Below are 19,801 nucleotides of genomic sequence, written 5' to 3'. Positions count from 1 at the left end.
TGCGGCCTTTGCGCTCAAAAGGGGTGGCACGGGTGCAGGGGGTGGCGGGGTCGTTGTAGAAGAATCTGACCAGTACACGGTTCGGGGCGGTTGGTTGATGATGAGTTTGATCGGGTAGGCTTCGTTTTGGCCGTTGCCGTTGTAGTTAAAGAGGTTTTGGCTGTCATGGGGGGATGTCTTTGGGGTTGTTGGTATGGTGGCCGCTGCTTATGTGTGGCAGGAAGGTAGTGGGATTATAACGCTAATGGGTGCTGAGGTTAGTGTGTGGTAGTGTTAATGAAAAGGCTACCTGAAAACCGCGTAAGGGGTTTAGGTAGCCTTTGATGATGTATGGCGTGGATTATTTGTCGAGTCGGCGAGTTTCCACGATGCGACCGTCGGCCACCATCCGGGGTAGTTCGTCGCGTTTGATTTGGATGCGCTCGGATTCATCCCAAGTGATGTTGGAGAGGTTGCCGTTCAGGTCTTGTTTGGCGCCTTCTGGCACTTCCCAAGCAGCATCTTCGGTGATAACGATGATGTGGTTGGACTGCACTTCCACCACTTTCATCAGGCCGTAGGCTACGGACTGCTCTTTGCCGTTTCGGCCAAAGCCTTGGTCGGAAAACGCGCTGATTTTAGCGGCGTAGAGGTCGCCCACTTTGGGGTCGGCTAGTACGGAATCGAGAGCAGGGGCGGTAGCAGCGGGTTGTGCGACGCTGGCAGCAACGGGCTGTGTGCTGCTGGTGTCGGTTGATTGAGCCGGGGCAGAGCTGTTGGTTTGACCGCCGCAGGCTGCCAATACGGAAATGAGGGCTAAGGCAAGTAAGCGTTGTTTCATGATTGGGAGGGTCCTTAATGGATAATTGAATTTATGGCTTTCGTGTCCGAAAGCAGGTGTATTATCGCTGTTTTACAGAAAATAGACAAATTATTACGCTTTTAGGCAGCACTTTGTGGCAAGGTCACCTGAAATTGATACATGCATTTTCAGGTAGCCTCCTGCGCGGCAGCAGCCTGTTTTTGCAGTTGATACAGCAGGTCGAGGGCTTGGCGTGGAGTGAGTTCGTCGGGATGCAGCGCAGCGATTTCTTGCAGTAGGGGATGGGCGGCAGGTGGGATGGGCTCGGCTGGGCTGTGTTCGGGCGCAGCTTCTTCGGGCAGGTTGAACATGTCCATCTGTGGGCGGTGGGCGGCGGCTTGGGCTTCGAGCTGTTCGAGGTGTTTCTGCGCGGCTTTGAGGGCGGGGGCGGGCAGGCCGGCGAGTTTGGCCACGGCGATGCCGTAGCTTTTTTCGGCCGGGCCGGGCTCGATGTGGTGCAGGAAGACGATGTCTTGCCCTTCTTCCAGGGCGGAGAGGTGCATATTGACGGCGGCGCTGTGCTGCTCGGGCAGGCGGGTGAGCTCAAAATAGTGGGTGGCAAACAGGCTGAAGGATTGGTTTTTTTGGATTAAATGTTCGGCCACGGCTTGGGCGAGGGCGAGGCCGTCGAAGGTGGAGGTACCGCGGCCGACTTCGTCCATGAGCACTAGGGATTGCTCGGTGGCGTGGCGCAGGATGTAGGCGGTTTCGCTCATTTCCACCATGAAGGTGGAGCGGTTGGCGGCGAGGTCGTCGGAGGCGCCGATGCGGGTGAAAATTTGGTCGATTTGGCCGATGCGGGCGGCTTCGGCGGGCACGAAGCTGCCGGTGTGGGCAAGCAAAACGATGTGGGCGACTTGGCGCATATAGGTGGATTTGCCGCCCATATTGGGGCCGGTGAGCAGCATGAGGCGGTGTTTGTGGTCGAGGCGGGTGTGGTTGGGGGTGAAGTGCGGCACTTGGCCTTCAACCACGGGATGGCGGCCGTTGTCGATTTCGATGCCGGGATAGTCGGTAAACTGGGGGGCGTGGTAATCGTGTTCGGCGGCAAAGTGGGCAAAGCAGCAGAGGACGTCCAGCGCGGCGGCGGCCTTGGCGGTACGCTGCAGCAGGGGCAGTTGCTGCTGGAGTTCTTGCAACAGGCTGTCGTAGAGGCGTTTTTCGAGGGATAGGGCGCGATCTTGGGCGTTGAGCACTTTGTCTTCGAAGGTTTTGAGCTCGGGGGTAATGAAGCGTTCGGCGTTTTTCAGGGTTTGGCGGCGCTGGTAGTCGGCGGGGGCTTCGGCGGCTTGGATTTTGGAAAGCTCGATGTAGAAGCCGTGCACGCGATTGTATTCGACTTTGAGGGTGGAGAGGCCGGTGCGCTCGCGTTCGCGCGCTTCGAGTTCGAGCAGGAAGTCGCTGCCGTGGTTTTGGATGCGGCGCAACTCGTCGAGCTCGGCGGAAAAGCCGTGGTTGATTACGCCGCCGTCACGCAGCCACACGGCGGGCTCGGGCAGGATAGCGGCTTGTAACTTCTCGGCAATATCGGCACCTTGCGGGAAGATGTCGGCCAGGGTGTTGAGTAGGCTGCTTTCAGGTAGCCTGAGTTGGGTGAGGGTGAATAAGCTGTCGCGCAGGCCGGAGAGGTCGCGCGGGCGGGCGGAGCCTACGGCGATGCGGGCGGCGATGCGTTCGATGTCGGCGATGGTTTTCAGGTAGCCTTGCAGGGAGGAATAATCGTTTTGCAGGGCGGATACGGCTTCTTGGCGGGCGCGGATGTGTTCGCGGTTGCGCAGGGGGTTGTGCAGCCATTGGGCGAGCAGGCGGCTGCCCATGTTGCCGGCGCAGCGGTCGAGGGTGGAAAAGAGGGTGGGCTCTTTTTTGCCGGACAGGGTGGCGGTGATTTCGAGGTTGCGGCGGGTGGCGGCATCCATGCCGATGTATTGCTGTTCGGTTTCGAGGCTGAGGTTGTCGAGGTGGCGCGGCAGGCGGGATTGGGTGTGGCGGATGTAGTTGAGCAGGGCGCCGGCGGCGCCGATGGCGGGGTCGTGTTCGCCGGCTTGGAGGCCGAAGCCGAGCAGGTCTTGGCAGCCGAAGTAGTCGGTGAGCAGGGTGTGGGCGCTGTCGGGGGCGAATTGCCAGTCGTGTAGGCGGGTGGGGTTGCAGTTTTCAGGTAGCCTCAGTTTGGCGGCGGCTTGGTCGGGCAGCAATACTTCGGCGGCCTGCAAGCGTGCGAGTTCGTCGGGCAGTTGGGCTGGGGTGATGATTTTGGCTTTGAATTCGCCGCTTTGCAGGGAGGCCCAGGCGAGGCCGACCGGTTGCTTGGCCTTGCCGTTCCAAGCCACGGCGGCGATGCGGTTGGTTTCTTTGTCTTCCAACAGGGCGGCATCGGTGAGCGTGCCGGGGGTAATGATGCGCACCACTTCGCGCGCCACGGGGCCTTTATTGGCGCCCACTTCGCCCACTTGCTCGCAAATAGCCACGCTGCGGCCGAGTTTGACCAATTTGGCCAAGTATTGCTCGGCCGCATGATGCGGCACGCCGGCCATTTTGATGGGTTCGCCGTTGATTTGGCCGCGGGTGGTGAGGGTGATGTCGAGCAGGCGGGCGGCTTCTTCGGCGTCGGTGAAGAAGAGCTCGTAGAAGTCGCCCATACGGTAGAACAGCAGTTTGTCGGTATGCTGGGCTTGGATCTCGAGATACTGCTGCATCATGGGGGATACGGCGCTTTTGCGGCTCATGAAAGGCTACCTGAAAAATGGAAAGGCGAAAAACAGTATTGTAGCCGATGCGGCAGCGGGCGAAATGTTTGTACTTGTAAAATGATTTGCCCGGCGGCTTGGGTGGGTGGTTAAATTCTGCCAGTTTGCGCCTGCGGCCGCCGTAAACGGGCAGGAGTTGGCTAGAATGCATCGGAAACGGTGCGGGACGGGCTGCAATGTTTATATATTATTTATCGATTTCTTTCAGTGGTATAAATTCAACTTCATGGAATGAAAACTGAAATGGCAGGAAAATTTCTTTCTTCTCGTAACGGCTGGCTGTTGCTGTCGGCATTGTTGCTGGGCGGCTGTTTTTTTCATAGCCGGCCCAAGCCCTCTGGCAGTGGTATCAGCGGTATGCCGGCTTTGCCGCTCGGCCAGCGTTATGCGGAAGGCTATCAGCACCGGGTTTCAGGTAGCCCGGCAGGGTATAAGGCGGTATCGTTTGCGGCGTTGCCGCAGTGGCCGCAGCAGGATTTTGCGGCTAGCCTGAATGCGTTTCGCAAAAGCTGTACTGCTTTGAAGAACAAGCCGCAATGGCAGAATGTGTGTGCTCAGGCTGACAGGGTGGGCAGTCAGTCTGCGGCGGCCAGGCAGTTTTTCGAGCAATATTTCACGCCGTGGGAAGTGAGCCACAATGGGCAGTTGGGCGGCACGATAACCGGCTACTACGAGCCTGTGTTGCACGGCAGCGCACGGCAAACGGTACAGGCACGCTTCCCGATTTATGGCTTACCCGCTGATTTGGTTACTGTGCCGTTGGCTGGTGCGCCGCAATCAGGAACGGTGCGTATCCATCTCACCGGTCGCAATAGTGGCCAAATTGCCGCCAATGGTGAATACACGGCTAATCTGGCTGATTTCCCTGGTCGTGAGAAAAGCCGATCTTTGAAAGGGCGGGTTTCAGGTAGCCATTTTGTGCCGTATTACACCCGTGCCCAAATTAATGCTGGTGCGGTAAACGGTAGTGCGCCAGTGTTGGCTTATGCCGATGATCCGGTTGAGTTGTTTTTCCTGCATATCCAAGGCTCCGGCCGAATCCGTACGCCAGACGGGCGCTATATCCGCCTGGGGTTTGCCGATAAAAACGATCATCCCTATATTTCTATCGGCCGCTATATGGCCAATAAAGGTTATTTGCCGTTAGCGCAAACCAGTATGCCGAAAATCCGCGATTGGTTGCGTGCACATCCGGATAAACTGGCTGAGGTGTTGGGTCAAAACCCCAGTTATGTGTTTTTCCGCCAACTACCGGATGGCAATGACGGGCCGATTGGTTCATTGGGTGTGCCATTGAGCGGCGGTTATTCCGGCGCGGTGGATAAACGCTTCATCACTTTGGGCGCACCACTGTTTCTGGCCACTGCGCATCCTGAAACCGGCCATGCGCTCAACCGCCTGATTATGGCGCAAGACACCGGCAGTGCCATCAACGGCGCGGTGCGGGTGGACTTTTTTTGGGGGTATGGCGATGAGGCAGGAAGGGTGGCCGGCCGCATGAAGCAGACAGGCTATGTTTGGCTGTTGTTGCCCAACGGGGTGTTGCTGTGAAAATTGCCTATCAGTTACTGCCTGCTGGGAGGAGAATAAAGATACGCTGTTGGTGCGTAACTCCTCTTTTTGGTGGCGGTTTTCGTGAATCCGTTTGAATAGAACGTGTAAATTAATATATACTTTAGGCTGAATTTTCAACATTTGTATTTGGAAAGACGTAATAAGAGAAGTAGGATGAATATTTTCATTCAATTATGTTTAGGGAGGGTGGGATAAATGGATCTGATGATTCTGATTCCGCTATTGGTGGTTTTAGCCGGCTTGATTTTTGTTCAACGCCGCCAGAAACAGCAGGCAAAAGCCGCTGTTGATGAAGAGAAAAAAGGCAGAAGTAAGCGTGCTGCCGCTAGGGTGGCCAGCAAGAAATCGGCTCCAGCGGCAGATCGACAGTCTGTAGCCGCTTCGTTATCCGAGCCTGAAGAGGTTGAAGTGAGCGAAGACTGGGGTTGGGAAGCTGTACCTGATGTGGAAGTGGAAGAGGCTGCCAATGTGTCGCAGGAAGTGGATGCCCTGACGGAATATAAAGTCTATAAGCAATTCGGTTACCACGAAAAAGCTGCCGAATCGCTGTCTCAATATCTAACTTCTGGCTCGGTAGTCGTGAGCGATGGTATGCGCAGCTCTTTAGTTAATGAGCTGGTGCAGCTGTGGCTGGATGCTAAAAAGCCGGATGAATTGGCTGAAACTTTGCGCCAGTTCGGCAATCTGCTCACTAAAGCGCAAACCGAGGACTACATCAAACAAGGTTTGGCAGTTGATAAAAACAACCTTAGTCTGCGCGTGTTGGCTGAAGAATTACTAGGCTGGGGTATACAGCAGACCTCTGCTGAAATCGGCGAACGCATCGGGCTGGATATGCCGGCACAAACCAAGCAGAAAAGCCGCCGTGTAGCCGTAGAAGCCGAGAGCGAGCAGAAAGTGGCCAATTCAGCATTGGCCGAGTCCCGCAAAGAGCTGGTTACCAATTCCAAATATACCGGTGCTATTCTTGTACATGATGAAGAAAAAGCTGCTCTGATGGGCTTTATGAAGCCTGAATCTGGCTATCGCCTGATGAAGGACAGGCTTGCCTACGATACGGCAGTTAGCTATGCCAATAAGGCCATCCGCCAGGCCAACAAACCGGCTGCGTTGATTATTGATGCGCTGAGTTTGGACTATAAAAATCAAAATATTGACCGTTTTGCCCAACATCTTTGGCAGCTTTATTACACCTTGGGTCAGTATGGCCGCCAAGTGAAGGAAAGAATGCTGGGCTGGGGTCTCAACCTGGGCGAACACACCATCTTCACTCAGTTGGAATCCAATCCGAATGAGGTTCAACTGCGCGAAATCGGGACTGCCAACGGTTTCTTGGATCGTGGCACCAGTACTCAAAAAGCGCACCGTAAACCCCTTATTAAAACACGTACTGATGATGTCAGTATGAAACAGACCCCGGCAGAAAAAGTGTTGCGTGATGTCGAATCATTACTGATGTATGGCCAGTTAGATGAAGCAATGAATTTGCTGGAAGAATCCATCTTGGAGTACCCCAGCGAATCACAGTTGTATATTACATTGTTTGATATTTGCGAACGTGCAGAAGAATGGGAGCGCCTGGAACAGGTATTGCATAAGATACGTGCCAATATCCAGCATCCGCCAGAGGAGGTAGTATTGGCAATGAGCCAATTACTACAAAAAATCAACTACGGTTCTGTTCGGACATGATAAATGACTAATAACGCAATCCCCCAAGTGAAGACGGTTCACATCATGTTGTTGGGCATGGATGAGCGCCAATATGCGATGTTCCGTATGGCATTCAAAATGCATGGTATTACTAATTATGAACTGGTTACAGTGGAGCAGGGTATTCAGCCAGATATGGTATTGGCCGATGCCGATACTGATGTGGAGATTTGGAAAGATGCAAAAAACCAGTTTCCCGATGCGAAGGTGGTGTATTTTTCCAGCTTGCCGCCTCCGGTAACCGCTCCTTATCTGGCCAAGCCGATTAAGTTCGATACTCTGTTTTTGAACTTAAAAAACCTGCAACAGGGTAACGGCATTTGGGTAGCCAGTAGTAGTAGCCGATCGGAGCATGCTCCTAGGCTGGCAACACAGGAAACCGAGCAAGCTTCGTCTGTACGATCTCATTCGGCTAGTATCACCATCGAACATTTCGATGAAGACAACGGTTTGTTGGGCGAAGTACGCAAAGCAGCCAAGCAGGATGTCAATGTGGCGGTAATGCACAACGGCAAACCTATGTTGCTGGTGTTCCCGTCCATTCAGAAAGTGTTGTTGGTAACCGATTCTGAAACACTCAAATCTTTGTGTGAACAGAAATTTGTTGATTTGCAAACGCGAGCGATTACTGAAGAGAACTTGAAAGCCAAGGCCAAGCTTTCCATTACTGCTTGCTTATGGCAGTTGGCTATTTGGACAAGTAATGGCCGCTTTCCCAAAGTAATCAACAAAAGCACAGTATTCAAAGTTCGCAACTGGCCAAACCTGACTCGTTTGGCACCGCTTGCCGAATCAATGCGCCTATCCGCCTTCTTAACCAAGGCTTCAGGTAGCCTGACTATTCTGCACAAGCTGATGCTTATCGATAACAAAGATTTAGCTGATTATCTTACTGCGGTCTATGTTACCGATCATCTGATTGTGGAATCGGCCGGGCAGGCTGAGACTCAGACTGCTGGAGCAGGGCAAGCTAGAGTTGCTGCACAAACGCAAACTATACAGCGTCCGGAGAGAGTTCATACTAGAGCGCATGAAGAAGATAGCGACGAAGAAGTACCGAAACAGCGCGGGCTGCTGCAACGTTTGATGAATAAAATTATTGGCCGATAAAGGAATATAACATGGCAGAGAATAAGATTATTTTTACAGGTCCGGTCGGCGTAGGGAAAACTACCGCTATTGCTGCGCTGTCAGATGACCCACCAATTAAGACTGATGCCCGTGCATCTGATATGACTACCTCCATGAAAAGCCACACCACCGTGGCCATGGACTACGGTGTGATTCACTTAGATGAGAATACCAAGGTGCATTTGTACGGCACGCCCGGGCAGGAACGTTTTGATTTCATGTGGGACATTTTGAGCCAAGGCAGTATGGGCTTGGTGTTGCTGTTGGATAATACCCGTTCCAATCCTTTGAAAGACCTGAAATTCTTCTTGGATTCGTTTAGTGATTTGCTCAAAACCGCACCTGTGGTTGTGGGTGTAACCAAGATGGATTTGAAAGCCACGCCCGGTATCGAGGTGTATCAGAAATACCTGCTGCAATACGGCATGAACGTGCCGGTATTTGAAATTGATGCGCGGAATGAAAACGATGTGAAACAGCTGGTTACTGCGATGCTGTATTCAATTGATCCTGGTTTAGAGGTATAAAAATGGATTCGACACTACTTTTGCAGCCTAATCTATACCCACGAGTAACTCCCGCTGGCGCATACTATGCGGTTTCCAATAAAGGCCAAAGCGCTAGCCGTACTCTGCTGGGCGGTATTCTGCAGGCTGGCGAGCAGGAAACTGTTGGCCGGGAAAATTTATTGCGTTGGGCGCAAACCAACGATATTGATGCCGCACTCAACTTGTTGTACCGCATGCAGCGTTTGGAATTTTTGTATGGCGAAGACGAGCCAGACAAAAAAACCGATTTGCTCAGCGGCACCGGCCTGCCCAATATCCTGACACACCTCTCTGATGTGCAGAAGGCATTATTGGTAGATCAAGACGGTTTCTATTTTTCCAGCTCCGGTTTCAACCACGAAGCTGCTGAAGAAATCGCAGTGTTGGCCAGTGAAGCCGTTCGCTTGTATGAACAGCATAGCCTCTTGATTAAGAACAACCTGAATATCTACCACAATGCGGTGGGCATTTGTGATCCGTCAGGCCAGAGTGAGCTGACTTTCTTCCCGCTGTATATCGGTGATTTGAAATTTATCCTGGTTACCGGCGGTGTACCGCAGCTGCATAAAGATGAATTTGTATCTTTAGTGCGGGCGCTGTATCAAATCGTTGATTCTGCTAACCAGATTGAAGCACTCTAATTAAATTATTGGGAAAACACAATATGCAACAACAATTAGTTTCTTCTGTATTGAGCGATTTAAACAGCTCGTCTGTTGATATTACCGCTTCCGCTGTTATTTCCAGTGACGGCTTGCCGGTTGCCTCTATGCTCCAGGCCAATATTGACCCGGATCGTGTGGGTGCTATGTCTGCCGCGTTGCTGGCCTTGGGCAACCGTACTACCAAAGAGCTACTATGTGGCGAATTGGAGCAGGTGATTGTGAAAGGCACCGATGGCTACATCCTGCTGATTCAAGCCGGTGAAGACACTGTATTGGTAGTAACTGCCCGAGAAAGTGCCAAACTAGGTTTGATCTTGCTCGACGCCCGCCGTGCCGCACGCAGCATTGTAGATTTGGAAAGCAGCTAAACGCCTATCCGACACGCAATGAGTGCCGCACGCCAGGCTACCTGAAAATACAGCCAATCTGTTTCAGGTAGCCTTTGTTCCATTGCTGGTTAGTAAACCGGTTTGTTTATGGAGTATAACCAACCAGATGGTATTTGGATTTTTTAGAAAGCGCAAAGCGCAACCCACAGCCCCGCAACAGGAAGCCGAGTTGGTACAGGCGGTTGAAGAAGTAGTGCAAGCCGAAGAGGTTGCGACGCAATCTGCATCAGAAACAGCAGAGCAAGCCGCTGCCCCGACATTTGCTGCTGAAATTTCTGTTGCCGAATCGAAATCGACTGACTTGCCCAACAAAACATTGGTGCATGAAACTGCAGCTACAGAGGTAGCGAATGCTGAAGCACCGCTCGTGCAACTGGAAGTCTTGGCTGAACAATCCATTGCCACGGCTGAAGAAGTTGCTTCGATCGATGAATATGCCTCTGATGAGCAGTCAACCAACGAACTAGCATTCAATGAACAGGAAGCCGCTGAACTGGCTGCTTCATTAATTGCAGAAGCAATCACTACCGAACCTTCGCCTGAACAGTCCGCCTCGCTCAGCTGGGCCGACCGACTCAGACAAGGCTTGAGCAAATCGCGCCAGCAAATGGCCAAGTCGCTGGCCGGTGCGTTTGGCGGCGGCAAGATAGACGAAGACCTGTATGAAGAGCTGGAAACCGTGCTGCTCACCAGTGATATGGGCATTGAAGCCACCGAGCATCTGATGGAAGAAGTGCGCCAGCGTGTGAGCCTGCGCGGCCTGAAAGACGGTGAAGAACTGCGCGGTGCATTGAAAGAGGCCATCTACGAGCTGATTAAACCGCTGGAACAGCCACTGACCTTGCCCGCAGACAAACGGCCGTTTGTGATTATGCTCGCCGGCATTAACGGCGCGGGCAAAACCACTTCTATCGGCAAGCTGGCCAAATATTTTCAAGGGCAGGGCAAAAGCGTGCTGCTGGCTGCCGGCGACACTTTCCGCGCCGCTGCCCGCGAGCAGCTGGCCGAATGGGGCGAGCGCAACGGCGTTACCGTGATTTCCCAAGCTTCCGGCGATTCTGCCGCCGTCTGTTTCGATGCCGTGGAAGCCGCCAAGGCGCGCGGTATCGACATCGTGCTGGCCGACACCGCCGGCCGCCTGCCTACGCAAACCCATTTGATGGAAGAAATCAAAAAAGTGAAGCGCGTGTTGCAGAAATCCATGCCCGACGTGCCGCACGAAATCGTGGTGGTGCTGGATGCCAATATCGGGCAGAACGCCGTGAACCAAGTGATTGCCTTCGATGACGCGCTGGGTCTCACCGGCCTCATCGTGACCAAGCTCGACGGCACGGCCAAAGGCGGCGTATTGGCCGCACTCGCCAGCCGCCGCCCCGTGCCGGTGCGCTTTATCGGCGTGGGCGAGGGCATCGACGACTTGCGCCCGTTTAACGCCCGCGAGTTTGTAGACGCACTACTGTAATTCCAAGATACACAGCAAAAGGCTACCTGAAAAACCGTTTTCAGGTAGCCTGTTATATAATCCGCCTCACTCTTCCCTTTCGAGAACACCATGCTGCTTGCCCTCTCTTTGCGCGATTTTGTAATTGTTGAGCAACTCCATTTGGATTTCCAGCCTGGCTTTACCGTGCTCACCGGCGAAACCGGTGCCGGTAAATCCATTACGCTCGATGCGCTCAGCCTGTTGCTCGGCGACAAGGCCGACTACAGCCAAATCCGCCACGGCTGCCCCGAAGCGCAGCTTTCCGCCCTGTTTGATTTGAGCGACCTGCCCGCATTGCGCGCCGAACTCTGCGAACAAGGCCTGCTCGGCGCAGACGAGGTCGAGCTTTCCATCCGCCGCACCATCGACAGCAAAGGCCGTAGCCGCAGCTTCATTAACAATCAGGCTGTCACCCTGGCCCAACTGCGCCAAATCGGCAGCCGCCTGGTGGACATCCACGGCCAAAGTGCACACCACTCGCTCAACAGCGAAGCCGTGCAGCGCGATCTGCTGGACGCTTTTGCCGGCAGCAAACCTTTGGCCGAACAAGTGCAAGCCGCTTATCGGCAATGGCGGCAGGTGCAGGAGGATTTGGCCACCGCCGAGGCTGAGGGCGAGCGTTTGGCCGAAGAGCGCGAACGGCTGGCCTGGCAGGTGGGCGAAATGGAAAAACTCGCCCCGGTGGAAGGCGAATGGGCGCAGCTTTCGCAAAGCTACGACAGCCTAGCGCATGCTGCTGAGCTGTTGCAGGCTGCCGAAGAAGTGGCTGCTCACATCGACGGCGACAACGGCCTGCACAGCCTGGCCGGGCGCTGCCGACGCCAGCTGGAAAGCCTCTCCGGCATCGAACCGCGTTTTGCCGAAAGCCTGGAAATGCTGGATAGCATCGAAGCCGAGCTGAGCGAAATCAGCAGGCACATGCACAGCGTGGCCGCCCGTGCCGAAATCAACCCCGCCGAATTGGCCGCGCAGGAAGAGCGCATGGCCGAACTGATGTCTGCCGCCCGCCGCCACCGTATCGAGCCAGAAGAGCTGCCTGCCCGCCTGGCACAGCTGCAGCAGGATTTGGCCGATTCCGAAGCCGCCGCCGACATCGAAGCATTGCGCGAACAAGTGCGCCTGGCCGAAGCCGCCTACCAGCAGCCCGCACGCGAGCTGTCTGCCCAAAGGCAGCAGGCCGCCGCCAAACTGGCCGAAGAAACCACCGAGCATATGCAGCAGCTTTCCATGCGCGGCGCACGTTTCCACATCGAGCTCATTCCGTGCGAAGCGCAGGCATACGGGCTGGAGCAGGTGCAGTTTCAGGTAGCCGCCAACCAAGGCAGCCCCTTGCGGCCGTTGAACAAAGTCGCTTCCGGCGGCGAACTGGCCCGCATCAGCCTGGCTCTGCAGGTAACCGCCAGCCAATACACCCAGATTCCCACCCTGATTTTTGACGAAGTAGACAGCGGCATCGGCGGCGGCGTGGCCGAAACCGTCGGCCGCGCCCTGCGCACGTTGGGGCGGCAGCACCAAGTGCTCGCTGTTACCCACCTGCCGCAAGTGGCCGCCTGCGGCGCGCAGCATTGGCAGGTGAGCAAACACAGCGGCGGCGGCCAAACCGTGAGCACCATCCGTGAGCTCGAAGGCAGTGCGCGCGTTGAAGAAATTGCCCGTATGCTCGGCGGCGAAACCCTCACCGACACCACCCGCCGCCATGCCGCCGAAATGCTGGAAATGGCGGCAGCAGAGTAGGGCGGTGGTTTCAGGTAGCCTGTAGGCCAAGCAAGAGGCTACCTGAAAACCGCCAAAATTTCAGGTAGCCCGCAAACACGAAAGGCTACCTGAAAGCAGCCATTCCACTATAAAACCCGCTGCCTGTTGGCAGCCAGCCTTCCCTATCCCAAGCCCATCTCATCATGACCGATTCCCTCTACCTCCCCGCCGCCAGCCTGCGCCCCACCGCCATTACGCTGCCCGGCTCCAAAAGCATCAGCAACCGCACCCTGCTGTTGGCCGCCCTGTCCGACAACGCCTGCCGCATTGAAAACCTGCTCGATGCCGACGACACCCGCCATATGCTTGCTGCGCTGCAAAGCCTCGGCGTCCGCATCGAACATCATGGCGGCGGCAGCTACACCGTACACGGCTGCGGCGGCCGTTTCCCGCAGCGGCAGGCCGATTTGTTCCTCGGCAACGCCGGCACCGCTTTCCGCCCGCTCACCGCCGCTCTGGCCTTGCTTGGCGGCGATTACCGCCTGCACGGCGTGGCGCGGATGCACGAACGCCCCATCGGCGATTTGGTCGATGCCCTGCGCCAAGCCGGGGCAACTATCCGCTACGAAGGCCGGGAAGGCTATCCGCCGCTGCACATCAACGAACGGCAGGCTGGTGGCCAGAGCCGCATTACCGTGCGCGGCAACGTGTCCAGCCAATTCCTTACCGCCCTCTTGATGGCCTTGCCGCTCACCGGCCGGGCGCACGAAATAGAAGTGCAGGGCGAGCTGATTTCCAAACCCTATATCGACATCACACTCAAACTGATGGCGCAATTCGGCATTCAGGTAGCCCATGAAAACCACCGCCTGTTCAGGCTACCTGAACGCGCCCGCTACCATGCTCCGGCCACCCTCCATGTGGAAGGCGATGCCTCCGGCGCGTCCTATTTCCTCGCCGCCGGCCTGCTTGCCGCCGCCCCCGTGCGCGTGTACGGCATCGGGCGGCACAGCATCCAGGGCGATACCGCGTTTGCTGCCGAGCTGGAAAAAATCGGCGCCGCCGTGGAATGGGGTGAAAATTATATTCAGGTAGCCCGCCGCCCCGGCCAGCGCATCAGCCCCTTTGATTTGGATGCCAACCACATCCCTGATGCGGCAATGACTCTGGCCGTGGTGGCGCTTGCCTCCGGCGCGCGTTGCAGCCTGCGCAACATCGGCTCGTGGCGCGTGAAAGAAACCGACCGCATCGCCGCCATGGCCACCGAACTGCGCAAACTCGGCGCACGGGTGGAAGAGGAAGCCGAAGCCATCCACATCAACCCGCCGCCCCGCCTGGCCGCCAACGCCAGCATCGACACCTATGACGACCACCGCATGGCCATGTGCTTCTCGCTGGTTTCCCTGCTCGGCATGCCCGTGTGTATCAATGATCCACAATGCGTGAGCAAAACCTTTCCTGATTATTTCCAATTGTTTGGATCCATGTGGGCGTAAGGGCTATTTGAGATTCCGCAGGGTATATTTAATGCCTGCACGCCACTGCACCGAAGGCTACCTGAAATCCATTTTTCAGGTAGCCTTTCATACAAAACCGCCCGCAAGTTTCCCTGTGGGCGGCTGTTCGGTTTAAGCCAACTGTGCGCTTAGTTCGGAGACACCAAAATCTTCACTTGGCTCTTCTCTTTCACTAGGGCTTCAAAGCCTTCGCTCACGATGTCTTGCGGCTTGATGCGTTTGGTAACCAGCTTGTTTTCGGGAAGTAGCCTTGTTCCATCAGTTGCAATACGGCGGGGAAAATGTCGCGGTAGGCGATGATGCCTTTCACAGTTCTTTCCTTAATCACGATTTCGTTCGGGTGGATGGAGGCTTCGTTTTCCCAAATGCTCACGATCATGCATTTGCCGTCGTTTTCCACGGCTTCGATGGCCTGTTTCAGCACGGGAGCCACGCCGGTTACCTCAAACGACACGTTTACGTCGTCATCGTTTTCGGCTTTGATGTGTTCTACCACATTCACTTTGGAGGGGTTGATCACCACGGCACCCAGTTTGCGAGCTTTGGCTTGGCGTTCGGGAGAAAGCTCAATGGCGTAGATGGTGGTAGCACCAGCAGCACGCAGGGCTTCGATGGTGGGCAGGCCGATGGGGCCGCAGTCGAATACGGCAGCGGTGTTGCCGGCTTTGAGTTTGCTCTGGCGCACGGCATACAGGGCCACGGCGGCGGGCTCGGTGAGCGCGCCTTGTTCATAGTCGATGCTGTCGGGCAATTTGTGGCACAATTCGCCGTCTACCACGCAGTAGCTGGTGAAGCCGCCGTCGGCAGCCAGGCCAACGAAGCCGAGATTTTTATCGAGGTTGTATTTGCCTTTGAGTCCGTCTTTGTCCAAAATCGGCCCAACGGTTATGCAGTCACCTACTTTCACATTGGTTACGCCTGTTCCCACTTCCACGATTTCGCTGGCAAATTCGTGGTCGGGCGTGAGCGGGCCTTTGCGGCTGGAATAGGGATGCTCTTTCTCTACCAGGATAAAGATAGGGCCGTTGAGGTATTCGTGCAGGTCGCTGCCGCAGATGCCGGTGTATTTCACAGCGATTTTCACTTATGACGGGCGTGTGATTTCGGGAACGGCTACGTCTTCCACGTGGATGTCACGGCGACCGTACCATCTTGCAGTTTTCATTGTACTCATATCAGTATCATTATTAGGTTGAGTTAAGAACGAGGATCGATTTTAGAAATTTTGGGCGGCAGTTTCGAGCAGACTTAGGCTATTATTCTGATATTATTTTTCAGGTAGTTGAATAAAATGGACAGTTTCTGGCAACTTTGTTAAGAATTTAAAATGTTAAGAATTTAAAATTTATGATTGAAATACAGGAAATTACCTATCGCTATCCGCAGGCGCAGGAAAATGCGCTCAACGGCGTGAGTCTGCCGATAGTCGAAGGGGCTGCACTGGGCTTGCTCGGCCCTAACGGTGCGGGTAAAACCACGCTGATGTCGCTTTTGGCCGGGCTTTTGCCGGTGCAGGGCGGGCAGATTTTGTTTGACGGCGTGCTGCTGGGCAGGCTGCCGGCCAAAGAGCGGCAGCGTATTTCGCTGGTGCCGCAGGATTTTGCCTTTTATCCCTTGCTCTCGGTGTGGGACAATATGCGCTTTTTTGCCGCGCTGTATGCCGTGCGCGACGAAGGCTACCTGAAAACCCTGCTGGAGCAGGCCGGCCTGGCCGTACACCGAGCGAAGCTGGCTAAACACCTTTCCGGCGGCCTGAAGCGGCGGCTGAATTTCGCCATCGGCCTCATCAACCGCCCCAAGCTGATTTTTTTGGACGAAATCACCGTAGGCATCGACCCCGAATCGCGCCGCTTTATTTTGGATAGCGTGGCCGCGCTCACGCAGCAAGGCATCACGGTGGTGTACACCTCGCATTATTTGCAGGAAATCGAGCTGTTGTGCCGCGATATTGCGCTGCTGCACGGCGGACGGCTGGTGTATCACGGCGGCCTGCATGAGGTGCTGCGCCAAGGCGGGCAACCTGGCCTGGCCTTGCGCACCGTGCCGCCGCTGCCCGATGCCGAGCTGGCCGCGTTGCAAGGCCGCTGTGCCGCCGACGGCACGTTGCATTTCGATACCGATACGCCCGCCGAACTGCTGGCTGCACTGCAAAATAAAGGCTACGCCGCCGAAGCCTGCCGTTTCGGCTTTGCCTCGCTGGAAAGCTTTTATTTGGACTTCTTGGCCAAGCAGGCTACCTGAAAACCATAAAACGAATATGACCAAGCCCATGCAAGCATCCCATCCCACAAGGCCGGCCTCATGTTAGCCGCCGCCATTGCAAAAGAACTCAAGCTGCTCAGCCGCGATCTGCACGGCGTGGCCGTGCTGTTTGTAATGCCGATTCTGTTTATGCTGATTATGTCGGCCGCCTTGAGCAGTAGTCGGGAAAACCTCAATCCCGATGCGCAAATCGTGCTGCTCGGCAAACCCGACAGCCAGCTTAACCAACAGTTTCTGCAAGCCCTGCAAAACGAGAAGCTGAAAGTGCAGCTGGCCGATAAAAGCCGCCTGGCCGATTTTCAGGTAGCCTTACAGCGCGGCGAGGCCGATTTGCTGCTGCTCAATCCAAACGATGAAACCACCCCGCTGGAAAAAGAACAGCCCCTGCGCCTGTGGCTCCAGCCCGATGCCGACCGCGGCTGGCTGCTCGGCATCAAAGGCCTGATGCGCCAGCACTACACCCAGGCACGCCTGGCGCAGTATTTCGATGGCAACGAAATCGTGTTGGACAACAACAAAAACCCCGCCGTGCGCCGTATTCAAGATCAAGTGAACAAAGAATTGGACGGTAAGTTCGGCCAAGTCAAAACTTATCTCGGGCGCGAAATGTGGCAGGAAACGTATCTGAACCGGCAGGGCGAGGCGGTGGAGCAGCCCAATTCCGTGCAGCACAGCGTGCCCGCCTGGCTGATTTTCGGTATGTTTTTCATTATGATACCGCTCTCCAACGTGATGGCGATGGAGCGGCAGACCAACACGCTCACCCGCCTGAACATGGCGCGTGCCCCCGCTTGGAAACTCTTGGCTGCCAAGCTGATTCCCTACTTCTTAATCAACCAGTTGCAGTTTGCTGGCATGATTGCGCTGGGCGCATGGGTGCTGCCCCTGCTCGGCATGCCTGCCTTTGCGCTGGCCGGAGGCTGGGCTGGCTATGCCGCCGTATCCTGCGCCGTGAGCCTGGCCGCGCTGGGCTACGGGCTTTTGGTGAGCGTGCTGGCCAAAACCACCGAACACGCCGTGGTGCTGGGTGGTGGCGGCATCATCATCATGGCCGCACTGGGCGGCGTGATGGTGCCGGTGCACATCATGCCTGCGCTGATGCAGCAGCTCTCCCAGCTCTCGCCGATGGGCTGGGGGTTGGCCGCCTTCCAGAAGCTGCTGTTAAACCATTACACCCTGGCACAAATCATTCCACAGCTGCTGCGCCTGGCCGGCTTCGGCCTGGCCGCCCTTGCCGCTGCCGCCGCGCTCTACCGCCGCCAACTCAAAACCCAAGCGAGATTTTAACGTGAACACGCCCGATTTAAGCTCCCCCGCGCTGGAGCAGGCCTTGAAAAGCCTGATTGTGCGCGAAACCGAAAAACAAGACGACGTGGACATGGCCGCCTTTGCCGACGACTCCCCGCTGTTCGGCCCGGAAAGCCCGGTCGGCCTCGATTCGCTCGATGCGCTGCAAATCACCGTCGCTCTGCAAGCCCGTTACGGCGTGCGCCTCAACGGCGACCGCATGGTGCGCAAACACATGATGAACGTGCGCGATTTGGCCGCCTTTATTCGCGAACAGCATGGCGCATAAAGGCTACCTGAAAAACCGTTCTGCCCGCTTTCAGGTAGCCTTTGCCGTATCGCTAAGCACAACGCATGAATCCGAAAATCGCCCAACTCCAACAACGCAACGCCCAAGCCCGCCTGCAGCAGCGCTACGCCTTTTTAAATATTGCCGACATCCAATCCACAGATGGCGACATTGCCCGTCGGTTTATCGACAGCGGCATCTACCGCACCGTCCGCCCGGCTGCCGCCATCTTCCCGTTTCATCAAAACGGCATCATCGACCACCCGCTCCGCCAAGCCCAACACCAAGCCGCCCGTGCCGAAATGGTGCGCCGGATACGCGCCTTGCTTGCCGATAAAGCTTGGATAAGCCTAGAAGAAAACGGCTTCGGCTTCTGGGCGCGCATTTCCCTGCCCGCCTTGCAGGCCGCTTTGGATCATTGGTTTGAACAACATGACGATTTCGGGCTGTATCTTGAAAACGGCTATGTGCTGGCCATCCATGAGGCGGAGTATGAATGGGAATTGCTGGAAACGCCGGGCAGACCACTTGAGGCTACCTGAAAAATGAACACCATAAACACTCCATCCCGAGCCGCCTATTTGTGCGGCAGCAGTTATTGGTGCGCACAAGGGCAGGGCAGCCGCCCGTTCGGGCTACCTGAAACACCCTTCCTACCGCCCGCCCGCCGTACCGCACACGGCCTGGGGCGGCCGCGCGAGCTGCCGTATTTTGCCGCCTTCCCCGCCGCTCCGGCCACGCTGGCGCAGCTGTGCGGCTGGATTGAGGCTCAAATCCGCCAAACCGCTACGGCAGCTGGCTGGGATGCAGACAACCTGGCCGGCATTCCCGTGTTTATCGGTTCCACCTCCTATGTGATGTCCGACCGCGAAGCTGCGCCGGCTGCCAGCCCAGAAGAAGAACACTACACCTTGTGCGAAATCGGAGGCTACCTGAAAACCCGTTTCCGCAGCCCCAACGTATTCAGCTTCGCCACCTCTTGCACCGCCGCCGCCCAAGCCCTGCTTGCTGCTGCCAGCAGCATCGAAAACGGCTTGGCCGAACGCGCTATCGTGGTCGGTTTTGAAAGCTTCAATCGGCTCACCTTCGAGCATTTCTATGCCATGAATCTGCTCGACACCGAGCCGGGCAGGCTGCCGTTTCTCGATGCCGGCGGGCTGGTGTTGGGTGAAGGTATGGCCGCGCTGGCACTCTCTGCCCAACCGCACAACGATTACGCCTGCCGCCTGCACGGTTTCACCGCGCAAACCGACCACCTTAACCTCACCGCCTCTTCCACCGAACCGCTGCACAGCCTGCTTGCCGAATGTCTTCGCCGTGCCGGGATGGTCGCGCCGGATTTGTGCGGCGTGAAAACCCACGGCAGCGGCGGCCTGAGCGATGAAGTAGAAATGCAGGTGCGCCGCCAAATCTGGCCGCATACTCCGGCCATGCTGTTCAAACCCTACACCGGCCACACCCTCGGCGCGAGTGCCTCCTTGGAAACCGCCCTGCTGCACGCCGCCTTGCAACAAGGCCGCCTGCCGCCCCTGCCCATATCCTCCCCCGATTTCCCTTTGCCCACACTGCACGGCCAGCCGCTGCCAAACGGCAGCTATCTGAACTATTTCCTTGGCTTCGGCGGCAGCCATTGTGCCTGGGTGTTGGATTGGCAGGGTTAAG

Annotated in this window: 17 protein-coding genes; 14 read left to right on the top strand and 3 right to left on the bottom strand. The window is 56.1% G+C overall.

The features are described 5' to 3' along the window. Positions 1-340: 340 nt before the first annotated feature. Together A7P99_RS08025 and mutS are read right to left on the bottom strand one after the other, a co-directional pair. Complete coding sequence (locus A7P99_RS08025; RefSeq protein ID WP_067524008.1) at positions 341-820, bottom strand: hypothetical protein; 480 nt, start codon at positions 818-820, stop codon at positions 341-343. A gap of 149 nt (positions 821-969) precedes the next feature. Continuing rightward, a complete protein-coding gene (gene mutS, locus A7P99_RS08020; protein ID WP_067447928.1) occupies positions 970-3,564 on the bottom strand; it encodes a DNA mismatch repair protein MutS in 2,595 nt (864 codons plus the stop codon). Between the two features lie 264 nt (positions 3,565-3,828). Here mutS and A7P99_RS08015 point away from each other — a divergent pair, with 264 nt between their 5' ends. The 9 genes from A7P99_RS08015 (at position 3,829) to aroA (ending at position 14,280) form a co-directional block, all read left to right on the top strand. Further along, on the top strand, positions 3,829-5,136 hold the full coding sequence (locus tag A7P99_RS08015) for a murein transglycosylase A (RefSeq protein WP_231866527.1): 1,308 nt from the start codon (positions 3,829-3,831) through the stop codon (positions 5,134-5,136). A 219-nt stretch (positions 5,137-5,355) separates the two neighbouring features. Beyond that, positions 5,356-6,852, top strand: a complete 1,497-nt coding sequence (locus tag A7P99_RS08010) for a hypothetical protein (protein ID WP_067447932.1) — start codon at positions 5,356-5,358, stop codon at positions 6,850-6,852. A gap of 3 nt (positions 6,853-6,855) precedes the next feature. Next, positions 6,856-7,983, top strand: a complete 1,128-nt coding sequence (locus A7P99_RS08005; RefSeq protein ID WP_067447934.1) for a hypothetical protein — start codon at positions 6,856-6,858, stop codon at positions 7,981-7,983. An 11-nt stretch (positions 7,984-7,994) separates the two neighbouring features. Continuing rightward, positions 7,995-8,531 carry an ATP/GTP-binding protein gene (locus A7P99_RS08000; protein WP_064089950.1) on the top strand — a complete coding sequence of 179 codons (537 nt, stop codon included), beginning with the start codon at positions 7,995-7,997 and terminating at the stop codon, positions 8,529-8,531. A 2-nt stretch (positions 8,532-8,533) separates the two neighbouring features. Continuing rightward, on the top strand, positions 8,534-9,193 hold the full coding sequence (locus A7P99_RS07995; RefSeq protein ID WP_067441086.1) for a roadblock/LC7 domain-containing protein: 660 nt from the start codon (positions 8,534-8,536) through the stop codon (positions 9,191-9,193). Between the two features lie 23 nt (positions 9,194-9,216). Beyond that, complete coding sequence (locus A7P99_RS07990) at positions 9,217-9,585, top strand: roadblock/LC7 domain-containing protein (protein WP_067441083.1); 369 nt, start codon at positions 9,217-9,219, stop codon at positions 9,583-9,585. A 127-nt stretch (positions 9,586-9,712) separates the two neighbouring features. Further along, positions 9,713-11,068 carry a signal recognition particle-docking protein FtsY gene (gene ftsY, locus A7P99_RS07985; protein ID WP_082881558.1) on the top strand — a complete coding sequence of 452 codons (1,356 nt, stop codon included), beginning with the start codon at positions 9,713-9,715 and terminating at the stop codon, positions 11,066-11,068. A 90-nt stretch (positions 11,069-11,158) separates the two neighbouring features. Continuing rightward, positions 11,159-12,823, top strand: a complete 1,665-nt coding sequence (gene recN, locus A7P99_RS07980) for a DNA repair protein RecN (protein ID WP_067687156.1) — start codon at positions 11,159-11,161, stop codon at positions 12,821-12,823. A gap of 164 nt (positions 12,824-12,987) precedes the next feature. Then, positions 12,988-14,280, top strand: a complete 1,293-nt coding sequence (gene aroA, locus A7P99_RS07975) for a 3-phosphoshikimate 1-carboxyvinyltransferase (protein WP_067528652.1) — start codon at positions 12,988-12,990, stop codon at positions 14,278-14,280. Between the two features lie 214 nt (positions 14,281-14,494). Here aroA and A7P99_RS07970 read toward each other — a convergent pair whose 3' ends face one another. Further along, the gene (locus tag A7P99_RS07970) at positions 14,495-15,385 is read right to left on the bottom strand and encodes a zinc-binding dehydrogenase (protein ID WP_304439349.1); all 891 of its coding nucleotides are present in this window, start codon (positions 15,383-15,385) and stop codon (positions 14,495-14,497) included. A 263-nt stretch (positions 15,386-15,648) separates the two neighbouring features. Here A7P99_RS07970 and A7P99_RS07965 point away from each other — a divergent pair, with 263 nt between their 5' ends. The 5 genes from A7P99_RS07965 (at position 15,649) to A7P99_RS07945 (ending at position 19,800) form a co-directional block, all read left to right on the top strand. After that, entirely contained in the window at positions 15,649-16,542 is an 894-nt protein-coding gene (locus tag A7P99_RS07965) for an ABC transporter ATP-binding protein (RefSeq protein ID WP_067528650.1), read from the top strand. Between the two features lie 60 nt (positions 16,543-16,602). Further along, positions 16,603-17,850, top strand: a complete 1,248-nt coding sequence (locus A7P99_RS07960; protein WP_067687153.1) for an ABC transporter permease — start codon at positions 16,603-16,605, stop codon at positions 17,848-17,850. A gap of 1 nt (position 17,851) precedes the next feature. Next, positions 17,852-18,139, top strand: coding sequence for an acyl carrier protein (locus A7P99_RS07955; protein WP_067447944.1), 288 nt, complete (start codon positions 17,852-17,854; stop codon positions 18,137-18,139). Positions 18,140-18,204: 65 nt separating this feature from the next. Next, complete coding sequence (locus tag A7P99_RS07950) at positions 18,205-18,681, top strand: hypothetical protein (protein ID WP_067447946.1); 477 nt, start codon at positions 18,205-18,207, stop codon at positions 18,679-18,681. 3 nt (positions 18,682-18,684) lie between these two features. Next, positions 18,685-19,800 carry a beta-ketoacyl synthase N-terminal-like domain-containing protein gene (locus A7P99_RS07945; RefSeq protein ID WP_082880688.1) on the top strand — a complete coding sequence of 372 codons (1,116 nt, stop codon included), beginning with the start codon at positions 18,685-18,687 and terminating at the stop codon, positions 19,798-19,800. The last annotated feature ends 1 nt before the right edge of the window (position 19,801 follow it).

This window comes from Eikenella sp. NML120348, assembly GCF_001648435.1.
In the GTDB taxonomy this organism is placed as follows: Bacteria; Pseudomonadota; Gammaproteobacteria; order Burkholderiales; family Neisseriaceae; genus Eikenella; species Eikenella exigua.
This window is presented reverse-complemented; position numbering and strand designations above follow the sequence as displayed.